14 protein-coding genes are annotated in these 13,738 nt (G+C 59.8%); 12 read left to right on the forward strand and 2 right to left on the reverse strand.

Features of this window, described 5'->3' with window-relative positions:
• The first annotated feature begins 15 nt into the window (after window positions 1–15).
• Together PSH59_RS17245 and PSH59_RS17250 are read left to right on the forward strand one after the other, a co-directional pair.
• Window positions 16–456, forward strand: coding sequence for a type II 3-dehydroquinate dehydratase (locus PSH59_RS17245; RefSeq protein ID WP_248082430.1), 441 nt, complete (start codon window positions 16–18; stop codon window positions 454–456).
• 168 nt (window positions 457–624) lie between these two features.
• Entirely contained in the window at window positions 625–1,872 is a 1,248-nt protein-coding gene (locus tag PSH59_RS17250; protein ID WP_248082432.1) for an NAD(P)/FAD-dependent oxidoreductase, read from the forward strand.
• A 66-nt stretch (window positions 1,873–1,938) separates the two neighbouring features.
• Here the strand turns inward: PSH59_RS17250 and PSH59_RS17255 are convergent, their stop codons facing one another.
• Window positions 1,939–3,066: a mechanosensitive ion channel family protein gene (locus tag PSH59_RS17255; RefSeq protein WP_305393292.1), complete on the reverse strand. Its 1,128-nt coding sequence runs from the start codon at window positions 3,064–3,066 to the stop codon at window positions 1,939–1,941.
• A gap of 267 nt (window positions 3,067–3,333) precedes the next feature.
• Here PSH59_RS17255 and PSH59_RS17260 point away from each other — a divergent pair, with 267 nt between their 5' ends.
• Together PSH59_RS17260 and PSH59_RS17265 are read left to right on the forward strand one after the other, a co-directional pair.
• On the forward strand, window positions 3,334–3,846 hold the full coding sequence (locus PSH59_RS17260; protein ID WP_305393293.1) for a hypothetical protein: 513 nt from the start codon (window positions 3,334–3,336) through the stop codon (window positions 3,844–3,846).
• Window positions 3,847–3,849: 3 nt separating this feature from the next.
• The gene (locus PSH59_RS17265; RefSeq protein WP_248082437.1) at window positions 3,850–4,314 is read left to right on the forward strand and encodes a septation protein IspZ; all 465 of its coding nucleotides are present in this window, start codon (window positions 3,850–3,852) and stop codon (window positions 4,312–4,314) included.
• Between the two features lie 297 nt (window positions 4,315–4,611).
• Here the strand turns inward: PSH59_RS17265 and msrA are convergent, their stop codons facing one another.
• The gene (gene msrA, locus PSH59_RS17270; RefSeq protein ID WP_248082439.1) at window positions 4,612–5,118 is read right to left on the reverse strand and encodes a peptide-methionine (S)-S-oxide reductase MsrA; all 507 of its coding nucleotides are present in this window, start codon (window positions 5,116–5,118) and stop codon (window positions 4,612–4,614) included.
• 271 nt (window positions 5,119–5,389) lie between these two features.
• Between msrA and fos the strand changes: the two genes are divergently transcribed.
• The 8 genes from fos to PSH59_RS17310 all read left to right on the forward strand — a co-directional run bounded on the left by fos (window position 5,390) and on the right by PSH59_RS17310 (window position 13,573).
• Window positions 5,390–5,800 (forward strand): fosfomycin resistance glutathione transferase, encoded by a 411-nt coding sequence (fos, locus tag PSH59_RS17275; protein WP_248082441.1) that lies wholly within the window; start codon window positions 5,390–5,392, stop codon window positions 5,798–5,800.
• A 237-nt stretch (window positions 5,801–6,037) separates the two neighbouring features.
• A complete protein-coding gene (gene pstS / locus PSH59_RS17280; RefSeq protein WP_248082443.1) occupies window positions 6,038–7,069 on the forward strand; it encodes a phosphate ABC transporter substrate-binding protein PstS in 1,032 nt (343 codons plus the stop codon).
• A gap of 70 nt (window positions 7,070–7,139) precedes the next feature.
• Window positions 7,140–8,105: a phosphate ABC transporter permease subunit PstC gene (pstC, locus tag PSH59_RS17285; protein ID WP_248082445.1), complete on the forward strand. Its 966-nt coding sequence runs from the start codon at window positions 7,140–7,142 to the stop codon at window positions 8,103–8,105.
• On the forward strand, window positions 8,105–9,016 hold the full coding sequence (gene pstA, locus PSH59_RS17290) for a phosphate ABC transporter permease PstA (protein WP_248082447.1): 912 nt from the start codon (window positions 8,105–8,107) through the stop codon (window positions 9,014–9,016). Before pstC ends, pstA begins: the two co-directional genes overlap by 1 nt.
• 75 nt (window positions 9,017–9,091) lie before the next feature.
• A complete protein-coding gene (pstB, locus tag PSH59_RS17295) occupies window positions 9,092–9,853 on the forward strand; it encodes a phosphate ABC transporter ATP-binding protein PstB (RefSeq protein ID WP_053187889.1) in 762 nt (253 codons plus the stop codon).
• Between the two features lie 94 nt (window positions 9,854–9,947).
• The gene (locus tag PSH59_RS17300; RefSeq protein ID WP_305393294.1) at window positions 9,948–10,646 is read left to right on the forward strand and encodes a hypothetical protein; all 699 of its coding nucleotides are present in this window, start codon (window positions 9,948–9,950) and stop codon (window positions 10,644–10,646) included.
• Between the two features lie 62 nt (window positions 10,647–10,708).
• On the forward strand, window positions 10,709–11,275 hold the full coding sequence (locus tag PSH59_RS17305) for a hypothetical protein (protein WP_248082521.1): 567 nt from the start codon (window positions 10,709–10,711) through the stop codon (window positions 11,273–11,275).
• 276 nt (window positions 11,276–11,551) lie between these two features.
• Window positions 11,552–13,573, forward strand: coding sequence for an FIST N-terminal domain-containing protein (locus PSH59_RS17310; RefSeq protein ID WP_305393295.1), 2,022 nt, complete (start codon window positions 11,552–11,554; stop codon window positions 13,571–13,573).
• Window positions 13,574–13,738: the final 165 nt, after the last annotated feature.

Raw genomic sequence — 13,738 nt, forward strand, 5'->3', positions numbered from 1 at the left:
GACCTGGAGCCACCGATGACCCACCGCGTGTATTTCCTCAACGGGCCCAATGCCAATCTCTACGGATTGGACAAACACGGCACCTACGGCAGCGAAAGCTTTGCCGGCATCGAAGCGCGCTGCCAACGCCACGCCACGGAACTGGGCCTGAGCCTGGACTTTCGCCAGAGCAACCACGAGGGCGTACTGGTGGACTGGATTCAAGAGGCGCGGTTGCACGGCGACGCCCTCGTGATCAACGCCGCCGGCCTCAGCTACAGCTCGGTGCCGATCCTGGATGCGCTGCTGGCGTTCGACGGCCCGATTATCGAGGCGCACATGAGCAACCTCTGGCAGCGCGAGGGTTTCCGGCATCACTCCTATGTCTCCAAGGCCGCCACCGGTGTGATCGCCGGGCTCGGGGCGCTGGGGTATGAACTGGCACTGACGGCCGTGGCCCGTCTGCTCGGACCCTGAAGGTATGGCCTGCGAATTTTTTGCGGGCGAGCCTGGTTTTGGGGGTGAACGGGCTTGCCCGGCTCACTGCAACAAGCCCGTTCTCAACCCCACAACAAGCACGCCAGCCCCGAGAACGTTGCTTTTACCTGTATTCAAAACCGTACAACTCACTTCCAGGAGCCGCCCATGTCAGTAGAAACCATCAACACCCTGGTCGTCGGCGCCGGCCAGGCCGGCGTCGCCATGAGCGAACACCTGTCCCAGATGGGCGTGCCGCACATCGTGCTCGAACGCCACCGCATCGCTGAACGCTGGCGCTCGGAGCGCTGGGACTCCCTCGTCGCCAACGGCCCGGCCTGGCACGACCGCTTCCCCGGCCTGACCTTCGAAGGTATTTCCCCCGAAGCCTTTGCGCCCAAAGAGCGCATGGCTGACTACTTCGAAGCTTACGTCGACAAATTGAACGCCCCGGTACGCACGGGCGTAGAAGTCCAGCAAGTGGAACGTCACGTGGGTCGCCCCGGTTTCAAAGTCACCACCTCCGCCGGTGTGATCGAAGCCGCCAACGTCGTCGCCGCCACCGGCCCCTTCCAACGTCCGTCGATCCCCGAGATTGTCCCCACCACCGCACCGATTCACCAACTGCACTCCTGCACCTACAAAAACCCCGGCCAACTGCCCGAAGGCGCGGTATTGGTGGTGGGCGCCGGCGCGTCCGGCTCCCAAATCGCCGAAGAACTGCAAAAAGCCGGCAAAACCGTGTACCTCTCGGTGGGCGAACACTACCGCCCGCCCCGCGCTTACCGCAGCCGCGACTACTGCTGGTGGCTGGGGGCTTTGGGTTTGTGGGACGAAGTGAAGATCCAGCCGAAGAAAAAGCACGTAGCGTTCGCGGTCAGTGGCTACGAGGGCGGCAAGACCGTTGATTTTCGTCGCCTGGCCCAGCAGGGCGTCACCCTGGTGGGCGTGACCAAGGCGTGGAACGAAGGCGTGATGACTTTTCAGCCGGGGCTGGCCGACAACATCGCCGAAGGCGATCGCGCCTATTTTGAGGTACTGCGTGATGCGGACGCGTATATCGAGGCCAACGGGTTGGCGTTTCCACCGGAACCGTCCGCGTGGGAATTATTGCCAGACCCCGAGTGTTTGGTTAAGCCGATCCTGAGCCTGGATCTGGCTGAGGCCGGGGTCACCACCATCCTCTGGGCCACCGGTTTCACGTTCGATTTCAGCTGGCTGAAAGTGGCTGCGTTTGATGAAAAAGGCGAGCCGTTCCACAAACGCGGAATTTCGGCAGAGAGTGGCATCTACTTTTTGGGGCTGCCGAACCTAGTGAACCGTGCGTCGTCGTTTATCTACGGGGTATGGCATGACGCGAAATATGTGGCCGACCACATTGCCCTGCAGAACGCCTACATGGCCTACAAGCAGTAAGCAAAACTGCGTCGCTGGAGTGGCCGCGTGAGCATGGCGGCCTCTCCAGAAGCGTCGGCAACGCGATCAGGCATGTTCGGCGCGCGTTGAATGCTGTAAGCGCGAAGGCACGGGTGCAGCATCAGGCAATGACGCCACATGCACGGTGCGCGAGGGGAAGGCAAACGAAGCGTCAAGATCTGCCACCGCTTCCATGATCTGCAAGTTGATCCGCTGCTGAACATCCATGTACACGTTGTAGCTCGCGTCCAGGACGATATAGACCGTTTCGAACTCCAGCGCACTTTCACCAAAGCTCCTGAAGTGACACCGGTCAAACCGGGCCAGTTCTTCATTACGGATGATGGCTTCCACCTGCTGCGTAACCTGCCGGATCTGGTCGGGCGAGCATTCATAGGTCAGGCGAAACTCGAACACAATCCGGCGCTCCTGCAGGCGCTTGTAGTTTTGAATGGTGCTGCCGATCATGTCGGCGTTCGCCATCACGATCTGTTCGCCACCCAGGCTGCGGATGCGCGTGGTCTTGAGCCCCACGTGTTCGACCGTCCCGGCGAGCGCACCTACCACAATGAAATCGCCCACTTCAAAGGGCTTGTCGACGGCAATCGACAGCGAGGCGAACACATCGCCCAGGATGTTCTGCACCGCCAGCGCTACGGCGATACCGCCCACCCCAAGGCTGGCGACGAACGCGGTGATGTTGACGCCCAGGTTCGACAACATGGCGAGCAGGATCACCGTCCACAACAGCACCTTGACGCCCCACAGACTCAAGGTGGCCAGGGCACTGGTTTGAAACGCACCGTTGGTGCTGTGCCGAGAGAAATAACGGTGCAGCCCCAGCGCCAGGGCGCGGTTGGCCCAGAGCCCGATCTGCAACGCCGCCACTACAAACCACAGGCTGCTGACCCGACCGAGCCAGCGCTCCGGCAAGTCCAGCAAGCCGATACCCACCAGGATCGAGGCCAACAACAGCAAGGTGGTGCTGGTGGCCGACAACACTTCGCTGGCCATGAAACTCAAATGCCGATTGCCGGCGGACGCCCTGGCCTGGACCTTGCGGAACACAAAGCCGATCGCGGTCCGGGCCAACAGGTAGCTCAGTGCGGCGGCGCACAAGGCCAGGGCCCAGTTCGCCAGTGAAATGCCTAACAGTGTGTACGTGGTGAAAAATCCTGCGAAATCCTCAGTCATGCAAACCCCCTTTTGAAGCCTGTGACGGCCCACGCGTTGTCGCGCAGCACCAGCCGCAGCCAGGTAAACGCCAATTGAGCGGGCTTTGCCGTCAAGTGGCCTGTCTGGGTTAGGCGCCTTGAGGGGGCCACTGTTCAATCAAATGTCAGGTGCGTCGGACTGCGCGACAGTTCTGTAGAACAGGCGGGGTTGCCGTAGAATGCGCGCACCTCTAGGGCGGCACGTCAGCCGCTGGATGGACCCATTCCACTGATCAAGGATGTCTCGATGCGCACCCCCCCTTCCCTGCTGATGCTTGCCCTCGTCGCCAGCCTGCTCAACGGCTGCGCCTCTACTATGCCCTCCGGCAGTTATTTGAGCACGGCACAAAGCGTGGTGTCGGACCGCGCGGATATGGACTTCAAAGATGGCGGCGTCTATTTCAAAGTCTCGCACAACACCGCTTCCGCCCCTCAGTTCAGCGAAAGCTTGAACGCCTGCGTTCAATCTCAAATAATTTACTACCAACAGAATGGTCAGGGCGTGCAGGTCTTCCGCTCACTGGGCTACTCCGAAGCACAAATCATCAACGAGGGCAGCCGCCTGTGTATGGAAAGCAAGGGCTGGGGGCTCTACAGCGTAATTGCCAGCCAACTGCAACGGATCAGCCATCGGGGCGAGCGTTATGCCGCGATGTCCGAGGCAGAGCTTAAAAGCACGCGCAATCTGGTGGCCAGCCAGCGCGAGTGGTACCTGCGCTACGCCCCCGACGTGTTGGCGGTGGGTGATTTGGAAAGATAAGTCATGATCAAGCAACGAATTTCCCTGGGGTTCAGCGTTCTCTGGCGCACCTACCTGTTGTATTTCACCTACACCTTTGTGCTGAGCCTGGTACTTGGGTTTGCATTCATTGATCTGATAGCCGCCCACAGAGGCCTGTTGCTGTATGTACCGGCCTTTGGACTCGTGTCTTTTGCGCTGCTGCTCACGCTTCTGGAGACAGGGTGTCACATCAATTTGCTGCGTTTTATGTTCGGCCGCCGGTTAAACCGCCCGCCCGCAGCATGGCGAAGCGACGTGCTTAAACTGTCATTGCTGCTCACGCTGCTGGGCACCTTGAACGCCTTAATTTCCTGGTTAGCACCGGTTGACGTATGGCTGCCCTACAAAGCCTACGGGGGCTCGCTGCTGTTTTTTGTGGGGGTGTTCGCGGTCGGCTGGACTCAGGCCACGCCGAGCGACACAGCAATAAGCATTTCGCCTGATTGAAACCATTGCGCCGTTAATGCGGGCCCGACATAAAGGAAACCAGGACATCATGCGCTCGAGTTTTATTAAACGCTGACCCACTACGACACCGATCCCGATAGGGTCGATCTGACCGCGATCCAATCAAGCATCACCAAGGCTGCCTGCGCCGCACAAATGCGAAGCGACCAGTCGATACTTTCCGTGGGTCGCACCATTATTTACATTTTTGGCAGTCAACACGTAAAAGAAGTTGGACGGTTCGAAGTCACCAGGCAGAGCTGCGCGGCCTGAGGCGGCCGCTGGCGCCAAGCGGGTTCAAGCCCGCTTGGGCAGCTTCCAGTTTGGCCGTATGAAGTGGCAGGTGTAGCCGTTGGGTATGCGCTCCAGGTAATCCTGATGCTCCGGCTCGGCTTCCCAGAACGCGCCGGCAGGCTCGATCTGCGTGACCACAGGCCCCGGCCACAACTGGGAGGCATCGACGTCAGCCGCGGTGTCTTCGGCAATGTCGCGTTGCTGTTCGCTCAGGTAGTAAATCGCCGACCGGTAGCTCGGCCCAAGATCATTGCCCTGCCGGTCAGGCGTGCTCGGGTCATGGATCTGGAAAAAGAACTCAAGAATCTGCCGATAGCTGATCACCGCCGGGTCAAACACGATCTCGATTGCTTCAGCATGGTTGCCATGGTTGCGGTAGGTGGCGTTCGCTACGTCGCCACCGGTGTAGCCGACGCGCGTGTGCAGCACGCCGGGGTAGCGTCGCAACAGGTCTTGCATGCCCCAGAAGCAGCCGCCGGCGAGGATGGCGGTTTCGGTTGAGTTGGTCATGGTTTGTCCTTGCGGTTAAGGGAGACAGGGTAGTTATGGGGCAGTGTTGGGCAATACCAAGTTCAATTAAAGAAAAACGGGTGGGTGGTCGAGTCCGGTGACCTAAGGCCGGCGCCGGTTCTTCTCTATGCTGTGGAGCGTTCATCCACGCCCCCCATGGCTGTGGGTCGTGCCCGGCAATTGAAACGCGTGTCGACAATGGACGCCGGCGCTGGCCTTTGCGTCGAGCAGCACCGTTATTGATACCCTCACGTATTCGGGAGAGATGCTCATGTTGACTGGCTTGAATCATCTGACGCTGGCGGTTGCGAACCTCCCCCGCAGCATTGAGTTTTATGCGGCCCTGCCCGGCTTCAGATTGGCTGCACGCTGGGACGCCGGGGCTTATCTTTGCCTCAGAGATCTGTGGCTGTGCCTGTCTCTGGACGAACGCCGATCGACGGAAAAACAGCCCGATTACACGCACTATGCGTTTTCGGTGAGCCAGGACGACTTTGAACACGTCACCGCCTTGTTGCGCCTGCGTAAGGTTATTGAGTGGAAATCCAATACGAGCGAAGGTCACTCGTTTTACTTTTTGGACCCCGATGGGCACCGCCTGGAAGTGCACGTAGGCAGCTTGGCTTCACGCCTTGAGCAATGCCGGCGCCAGCCGTATGCCGGTATGCAGTTCTTTGACTGAACGCAAAACGCATCCACACGCGCGACCTGATCTCGTGTGCCGTATAGGCTAAAAAAGCTGGCCACGCTGGGTTCCTGTGGTTTACAGGACCTCCACCAACTCAAATTCCTCCGCCACACCTTGCAAAAATCCTGTCCAGATCATCAGAACAGCAAAGGCCTGCCGCCATTCGGCTTTCATGAAAATGTCATAAAAATAATGCAGGGTGCGGGAGCCCGTAATCACTAGGTGTCCCCAATGAAACGTTTTATGAAGTCTGCCGCGCTCGTCGCTACGCTTTCTCTTTGCGCCACCTCCGTGTCCTTCGCTGCGGAGAATGTCCGTCTGACGGGGTCTGGGGCGAGTTTTCCAGCACCGATCTACCTGACCTGGTTCAAGGACTTCAGCAAGAAATCCGACACTGTCACCGTGGATTACCAATCCAAGGGCAGCGGCGCGGGCGTACAGGACTTCCTGAACAAGACCGTAGACTTCGCGGCCAGTGACTCGGCCATGAAAGATGAAGACATCGCCAAGGTCGCCGAAGGCGTGCAGTTGTTGCCGATGACCGCCGGTGAAATCGTGCTGGCCTACAACCTGCCGGGCAATCCCAAGGGCCTCAAGCTGCCACGCGATGTGTACTCGAACATCTTCCTGGGCAAGATCACGCGCTGGAACGATCCGCAGATCGCTGCCGCCAACCCTGGCCTGAAACTGACCGATACGCCGATCACTGTGGTTGTACGTGCGGACTCCAGCGGTACGACCGCGGTATTCACCAAGCACCTGGCAGCTATTAACGCAGACTTCAAACAGGCGCTGGGCGAAGGCAACACCGTCAACTGGCCGGCCAGTGACAAGTTCATCAAGTCGCCGAAAAATGACGGTGTGACGGCTACCGTGCGCCAGACCCCAGGCGCAATTGGCTACATCGAATATGGCTTCGCCAAGCTCGCCAAGGTCGACTTTGCTCAGTTGCAGAACAAGGCCGGCCAGTACGTCGTGCCGAACGCTGAAAGCGGTGCCGAGGCCCTGGCGGCGGTGAAAATGCCGGAGAACCTGGTGGCCTGGCTGCCGGATCCGGAAGGCGCCAAGTCCTACCCGATCACGTCCTATACCTGGATGATCTTCCGCAAGGACAACGGCAACCCGGCCAAGGCCAAGGCGATGCGGGAAATGGTGGAATACAGCCTGACCGAAGGGCAGAAGATTGCCGATTCGATGGGTTACATCCCATTGCCGCAATCGGTCGTCGAGCAGGTTCGCAAGGCATCCGCCAACATTCAGTAAAACCGTGAGGCCTCTCTCGGCGTGTGTCTGCGCCACGCCGTGAGAGCCCCCCCTGTTCCGGACTTAGCCCATGAACAAACCTTTTGTCGTACCGGTCAATCCGGACTCAGCCTGTCAGCCACCCTCGACGAAGGATTTCCTGGTTGATCGCACTTTTCGTGCGCTTGCGCGCATCGGCGTGGTGCTGATTCTGGCGCTGGTGTTTGCGCTGGTGTTCGAGGTGGGACGCAAGGCAATTCCCGGCATGGAGAAACACGGTTTCGACGTGCTCCTGGGCAGCGTCTGGGACGTCAACCAGGGCAAATACGGGATTCTGCCGGCTATCTGGGGCACGCTCTACAGCGCCTTTATTGCGTTGCTGATCGCCGGTTTTTTCGGCGTCAGCATGGCGATTTTCCTGACCCAGGATTTCCTGCCGCCCAAGCTCGCCGCCGTTTTCCGTACCATCGTCGAACTGCTCGCGGCCATTCCCAGCGTGGTCTATGGCTTGTGGGGGATCTACGTGGTGATCCCGGCGATTCGGCCGCTGACTACCTGGTTGAACAGCGAACTCGGCTGGGTCCCCTTTTTCGGCACGTCCCTGAGCGGGCCCGGGCTGCTACCCGCCGCGCTGGTGCTTGCGATCATGATTCTCCCAACCATCGCCGCCGTGTCGCAGGATGCGCTCACCGGCGTACCGATGAAAACCAAGCAGGCTGCCTACGGCATGGGGACGACGCACTGGGAAGCGATTCTCAAAGTGATGGTGCCCTCTGCCGCCACCGGCATCTTCGGCTCTCTGGTGCTGGGCCTTGGGCGCGCACTGGGTGAAACGATGGCGCTGGCCATGCTGGTCGGCAATGCCAACAACATTTCCCTCTCGCTGTTTGCTCCGGCCAACACCCTCGCCGCCCTGCTGGCGTTGAACTTCCCCGAAGCCGGGCCGAACGAGATCGAAGTGTTGATGTATGCCGCCCTGGTGCTGATGTTGATTACGCTGATCGTGAACATTATTGGCTCGATGATCATGATGTATGCGCAACGGGGTAATAAGTGATGACCGACCTGACCGCCGCAACAGACCTGACCGCGCCAGCGGGCGCGCTGCCCAGCTTGCAGCGCAAGTTCGAAGGCCGCGCGCTGCGCAGCCTGATCCTGACCACCCTGGTGTGGGCGGGCGCACTGCTGGCCAGTGTGCCGCTGATTTCTGTGCTCTACATGCTCATCACCCGCGGTGGCGCGCGACTGAACCTGGAAGTGTTTACCGAGCTGCCGCCGACCGGCTTCGAGATGGGTGGCGGCTTCGGTAATGCCATGGCGGGTACCTTCGTGATGGTCGGCATCGCGGCCGCCATCGCGGTGCCGGTCGGCATCATGGCCGCAGTCTTCCTGGCTGAGCTTGGACCGGACAGCAAATTGGGGAATTCCGCACGGTTTGCCGCCAAGATGCTCACCGGTCTGCCGTCGATTCTGGCCGGCGTGTTCGCCTACGCCCTGGTGGTGATGACCACGGGCACCTACTCGGCGCCGGCGGGCGGTGTGGCGCTGGCTGTGCTGATGCTGCCGATCATCGTGCTGACGGCGGAAGAGTCGATGCGCATGGTGCCCAAGATCATGAAGGATGCCGCCTATGGCATGGGCTGCACCCGCTCGCAGGTGATCTGGAAAATCGTCTTGCCAACCGGCATGCCGGCCATCCTCACCGGCGTCATGCTGGCCGTGGCGCGTGCCGCTGGCGAGACCGCGCCGCTGCTGTTTACCGCACTGTTCAGCAACTACTGGATTTACCACCAGGGCAACCTCGAAGTCATGAACCCCACTGCCTCGCTGGCGGTGCTGATCTACAACTTCTCCGGGATGCCTTTTGATAACCAGCTTGAGCTCGCATGGGCGGCCTCACTGGTGCTGGTGATGATCGTGCTGTTCGTGAACATCATCAGCCGTATTTTCGGCAAGCCCAAGTACTAAGAACGGGAGCATCTAATCTTGAACGTATCCACTGCGCAAATAGCCGCTCCGTTTGTCACCCAGGCACCTGTAGTCATGGACTGCAAACTGGACAAGATTTTCTACGGCAACTTCATGGCGGTCCGGGACAGCCATGTGCCGATCGAAAAAAATAAGATCACCGGGTTCATCGGGCCTTCCGGCTGTGGCAAAAGCACCGTGTTGCGCAGCCTCAACCGCATGAACGACTTGGTGAAGGGGTTTCGTTTCGAGGGCCACGTGCATTTCCTTGGACAGGACGTCTACGGCAAAGGCGTTGATCCGGTGGTCGTGCGCCGTTACATCGGCATGGTATTCCAGCAACCGAACCCGTTTTCGATGAGCATTTTCGATAACGTCGCGTTTGGCCTGCGCCTCAACCGTTACAAGGGCGACATCGGTGACCGGGTCAAGCATGCCCTGCAAGGCGCCGCGCTGTGGGACGAAGTCAAGGACAAGCTCAAGGTCAGTGGCCTGTCGCTCTCCGGCGGCCAGCAACAGCGCCTGTGCATCGCCCGCGCCATCGCCACCGAGCCGGAAGTCCTGCTGCTGGATGAACCCTGTTCGGCGCTCGACCCGATCGCTACCCGGCGGGTCGAGGAACTGATGGTTGAGTTGAAGAAGGACTACACCATCGCCCTGGTCACCCACAACATGCAGCAGGCTATTCGGGTCGCTGACACCACGGCGTTTTTCTCTGTGGATATTTCCCAGGGTACGCGTACCGGTTATCTGGTCGAGATGGGCCCGACGGCGCAGATTTTCGACAACCCGCGTGAACAGATGACCAGCGATTACATCAGCGGCAAATTCAGCTAAGCCATACATCGGGTCAAGGCCGCATACCTGCAGAAGCCAAATGGATTTGGCGGGCATCCGGTAGACTTTTACCAAGTGTTTCCAGGGAGTACCAATGCCTGCTACGCATCGCCTTGATTTACCCGCGATTGAACGCGCACTACGCGAAGTGCAGAGCCGCTTTACCCAGCTCAGCCAGCACTTCACCGAGCCGCGCGACCCGTTGACCGATGAAGTGCTGCACAACGTGCTTGAAGGTTATGCGCTGGTTGACGAGTATGTTGCCCGCGGCGTCGACCTGTTTGATCTTCGGCAACTGAACCTGATGCTGGAGATCAACGCCACGGTGCTCTGTGGCCGGGACCCGGCGCGCCGGTTGGAGTACGCGCAGCATCTGGCAGCGACCGAGGCGCACTTCTTCAACAATGTCGAGGGGGGCATCAAGGATTTGTACAACTGGTATTGTGCCTATCACAGCGACTCGGTCTGGAAGCGCGCAGCGGGCGTCTATGTCCGCATTCTCAGCAAACCGCAGTTGTTCATCGAGGGTAACCACCGCAGTGGGTCGCTTATTGTCAGCTATCTGCTGATGCGCGCAGGCCTGCCCCCTTTTGTGTTGACACTGGAAAACGCCGAAGGCTATTTCAACCCGTCCTCGGTGATACGCAACTCTGCCAAGCATGGCGTCAAGGCGTTGTACGAATTGCCCAAGATCAAGAAAAAATACGCAGCGTTTTTAGAAGAACAAGCACACGACCCCATGAAATTTTTTCTCAAAGGCCCGTCTTTGTCCGTCTCTGAAGGAAGCCATTGATGAGCGTCAAACGCAGCACCGTCGGCAGTCAGGTCGCGCGGGCCATCCGCGGCGTTCTACCTATGCCGTTGTTCAAGCGCCAGCGCGTGCGGATTTCGTTTGATATCGATGACACACTCGCCTGCCAACTCCACCACTGCGATGTCGAGCAAAGCCGGCTGCCGGCGTGTGTTCATCGGTGGCTGGGTGAGCCGCTGCGCAAGGGCACTCGCTCGCTGATCCGGGAACTGCGTCGCCAGGATTGCAGCATCTGGGTCTACACCTCGTCCGGCCGCACGCCGGCCTATATTCGGCGCTGGCTGCTGCTGTACGGCATCCGCGTCGACGGCGTGGTCAACAGCGTCCTGCACAACCGTGCCCTGACACTGCATGGAATGACGCATGCGCCTTCAAAGTATCCGCCGGCGTTCGATATCGACTTGCACGTCGATGATTCGCAGGGCGTGCAGCTCGAGGGGCATGACCACGGCTTTCGCGTGGTCGTGGTGCATCCGGAGGATGACCGCTGGGCGCAGAAAGTCCTGGATGCGGTCGCGGTTGTCCAGGCGCAGCTCGCCTGGCAGCAAATGTTCAGGCACAAACAACCGGCGCTACAACGGGCAGAGGCTTCTCTTGAGCCTCTCAGTTAAGTGAGGCTCCATCTGGTATACGGACAGTAACCGCAAGCGATCATCCAAGGCGCAACGGCTGACGCGTCTGAACCACCCCTCCTCGGGCGGATCCGCGACTTCACATCAACGTCCGGCCCGGCTTGGCGACATTCTTCTCCGACTCCCCGTTTTGGCCCCTCACAACGGGTGGGCAACCGGTTCTGCTACATCCCTCCTCCAGTCCCCGCCCAACCTGCCGATAACCCTACAAACTCCAAGCCTATTCCAGCATCCTCACTCAATCGAGTCGACCCCATGAACCCACTCTCATTCCTAAAAAAGGCCCGGGCCGATCGTCAAGGCACCGCCACGCTCACCAGCACCTCCAGCGAGCTGGACGCCGCCCTCGCCGCCCTGCGCATCACGCCGACCCTGATCACCGGCTTTATTTCGCCGCATCTGGACATCGACCAGATCGCCACGAAGCTCAAGCGTCGTTTCCCGCAAGCCACGATCAGCCTGTGCACCACGTCGGGGGAATTGTGCAATGCGCCCAATGCGTTGTATTGCGCCACGGGCGAGCGTTGGGATCGGGTGGTGTTGCAGTTGTTCGATGACAGTGTGATTGCCTCGGCCGAAGTGGTGATGGTGCCGCTGGAGTGTGAGGACATTCGTGGAGGCGGTAAGCGGTTGGGGATGCAGGAGCGGATTGCCAAGTTGGTGGGGCATATCAAGCGGGTGCAGGTGCGTACGCCGATCGATCACCGCGATACGTTGGCTTATGTGGTGTTCGATGGGCTGTCGGCGTCGGAATCGTTTTTTATGGAAGCGCTGTATGAGTCGGGGCGTTTTCCGTGTTTGTTTGTAGGGGGATCGGCCGGGGGTAAGTCGGACTTCCAGAAGACGCTGATCCACGATGGTCAGCGCAGCTATCAGAACCATGCACAGATTGTGTTTCTGAAGACCGCCGCGCATGTGCGATTTGGCGTATTCAAAAGCCAGAATTTCAAACCGGCGGATTTGACCTTCAGCGTGCTGACGGCCTCGGTGGAGGACCGCACGATTGACCAGGTGATCGACAGCAGCGGCAATATCAAGAGCATGGTGCAGGCACTGTGTGATGCGTTCAGTTGCGCGCCCCAGGCGCTGGAATCGAAGCTGGCCGATTACTCGTTTGCAATCCGGGTGGGCAGTGAGTTGTTTGTGCGGTCCATCGCGCGTATCGACTTTGAGCAGCAGATCGTGCAGTTGTTTTGCGACGTGGCGCCCGGCGAGGAACTGGTGATGGTGCGGCGTACGCCGTTGCGCGAAGCCACGCGTGTGGACTACGAGCAGTTTTTGCGCGGCAAAGGCGGCCAGCCGGTAGCGGGGATTTTGAACGACTGCATCTTGCGCCGGCTGAACAACGGCGCCGAGTTGGCCAGCATGGCCGGTACGTTTGGTGATGTGCCGTTGGCAGGGTTTTCGACCTTTGGAGAGATTCTGGGGCTGAACCTGAACCAGACGCTGACGGCGATTTTCTTCTTTCGGGTGACCAAGGGGGCGAGTTTCTCGGACGAGTACGTGGACAATTTCATCGCCCACTACGGCGAGTTCAAGGCGTTCTTCCTACGTCGCCAGGTGAAGAAGCTGGCGGGGTTGAACCATGTGGTGGTCAAGCAGATTGCTGCGTTCAAGAACAATGACTTCTCCAACACCCTCAATACCCGCGGGCTGGACAGCAATATCCTGCCGGTGTTCGAAGGGCTGGCGGACTTGGGCCTGGTATTGGCTCAGGCTGAGCGTCAGCAGGAAGACATCGCGGCGCAGCTCAAGCATTACTCGGGTGAATTGCACGCCTCGATGGATGAGCTGGTAAGCACGATCGACCAGCAGAATGCAGTGTCTGAACAGGCCGGGGCCACGGTGGAGGGGTTGTCGAGCCAGGCGGATGTTGCGGTGGAAGGCGCGCGTACGCTGGCGGGGTCGAGTTTGCGGATCCAGTCGATTGTGCAGGTGATCCAGCAGATCGCCGGGCAGACCAACTTGCTGGCGCTCAACGCGGCCATCGAAGCGGCGCGCGCGGGCGACCTGGGCCGTGGCTTTGCGGTGGTGGCCGACGAGGTGCGCAAACTGGCGGAAATCACGCGCAAGAATGCGGCGGAAATTGGCGTGGATATTGATGTGTTGTCGGGCGAGATCCAGCGGGTGGCGCAGCAGATCGAAGACCAGTCCACCGGCGTCGGCGCGCTGCGCGAGATGCTCGATGCGCTGGAGGCGTCCAGCCGCGCGACGGAGGGCACGGCGCAGCGCACCAAAACCATTGCGGATACGTTAACGGGGCTGACCCATGCGTAGGGCGGTCTTAAGGCAACCACCTCCGTGCGTGGTGAGCGGGCTTGCCCCGCGCCGGGCCGCGAAGCAGCCCCCCTTGGTGGGGGGGCGTTCGTTTCGGCACTGAATAACGCGCAAAACGCGACGCCATGCGCTATCGAGGCGACTCGCTCAGGGGCATCGCATCGA

The sequence above is a fragment of the Pseudomonas sp. FP2309 genome, assembly GCF_030687575.1.
GTDB lineage: Bacteria > Pseudomonadota > Gammaproteobacteria > Pseudomonadales > Pseudomonadaceae > Aquipseudomonas.

Coding starts and splice junctions, on each gene's coding strand:
- PSH59_RS17300 (WP_305393294.1), top strand. CDS start 9,948: ATGCCTGCTACGCATCGCCTTGATTTACCCGCGATTGAACGCGCACTA.
- pstS (WP_248082443.1), top strand. CDS start 6,038: ATGAAACGTTTTATGAAGTCTGCCGCGCTCGTCGCTACGCTTTCTCTT.
- pstA (WP_248082447.1), top strand. CDS start 8,105: ATGACCGACCTGACCGCCGCAACAGACCTGACCGCGCCAGCGGGCGCG.
- PSH59_RS17310 (WP_305393295.1), top strand. CDS start 11,552: ATGAACCCACTCTCATTCCTAAAAAAGGCCCGGGCCGATCGTCAAGGC.
- PSH59_RS17250 (WP_248082432.1), top strand. CDS start 625: ATGTCAGTAGAAACCATCAACACCCTGGTCGTCGGCGCCGGCCAGGCC.
- PSH59_RS17245 (WP_248082430.1), top strand. CDS start 16: ATGACCCACCGCGTGTATTTCCTCAACGGGCCCAATGCCAATCTCTAC.
- PSH59_RS17265 (WP_248082437.1), top strand. CDS start 3,850: ATGATCAAGCAACGAATTTCCCTGGGGTTCAGCGTTCTCTGGCGCACC.
- msrA (WP_248082439.1), bottom strand. CDS start 5,118: ATGACCAACTCAACCGAAACCGCCATCCTCGCCGGCGGCTGCTTCTGG.
- pstC (WP_248082445.1), top strand. CDS start 7,140: ATGAACAAACCTTTTGTCGTACCGGTCAATCCGGACTCAGCCTGTCAG.
- PSH59_RS17255 (WP_305393292.1), bottom strand. CDS start 3,066: ATGACTGAGGATTTCGCAGGATTTTTCACCACGTACACACTGTTAGGC.
- PSH59_RS17260 (WP_305393293.1), top strand. CDS start 3,334: ATGCGCACCCCCCCTTCCCTGCTGATGCTTGCCCTCGTCGCCAGCCTG.
- PSH59_RS17305 (WP_248082521.1), top strand. CDS start 10,709: ATGCCGTTGTTCAAGCGCCAGCGCGTGCGGATTTCGTTTGATATCGAT.
- pstB (WP_053187889.1), top strand. CDS start 9,092: ATGGACTGCAAACTGGACAAGATTTTCTACGGCAACTTCATGGCGGTC.
- fos (WP_248082441.1), top strand. CDS start 5,390: ATGTTGACTGGCTTGAATCATCTGACGCTGGCGGTTGCGAACCTCCCC.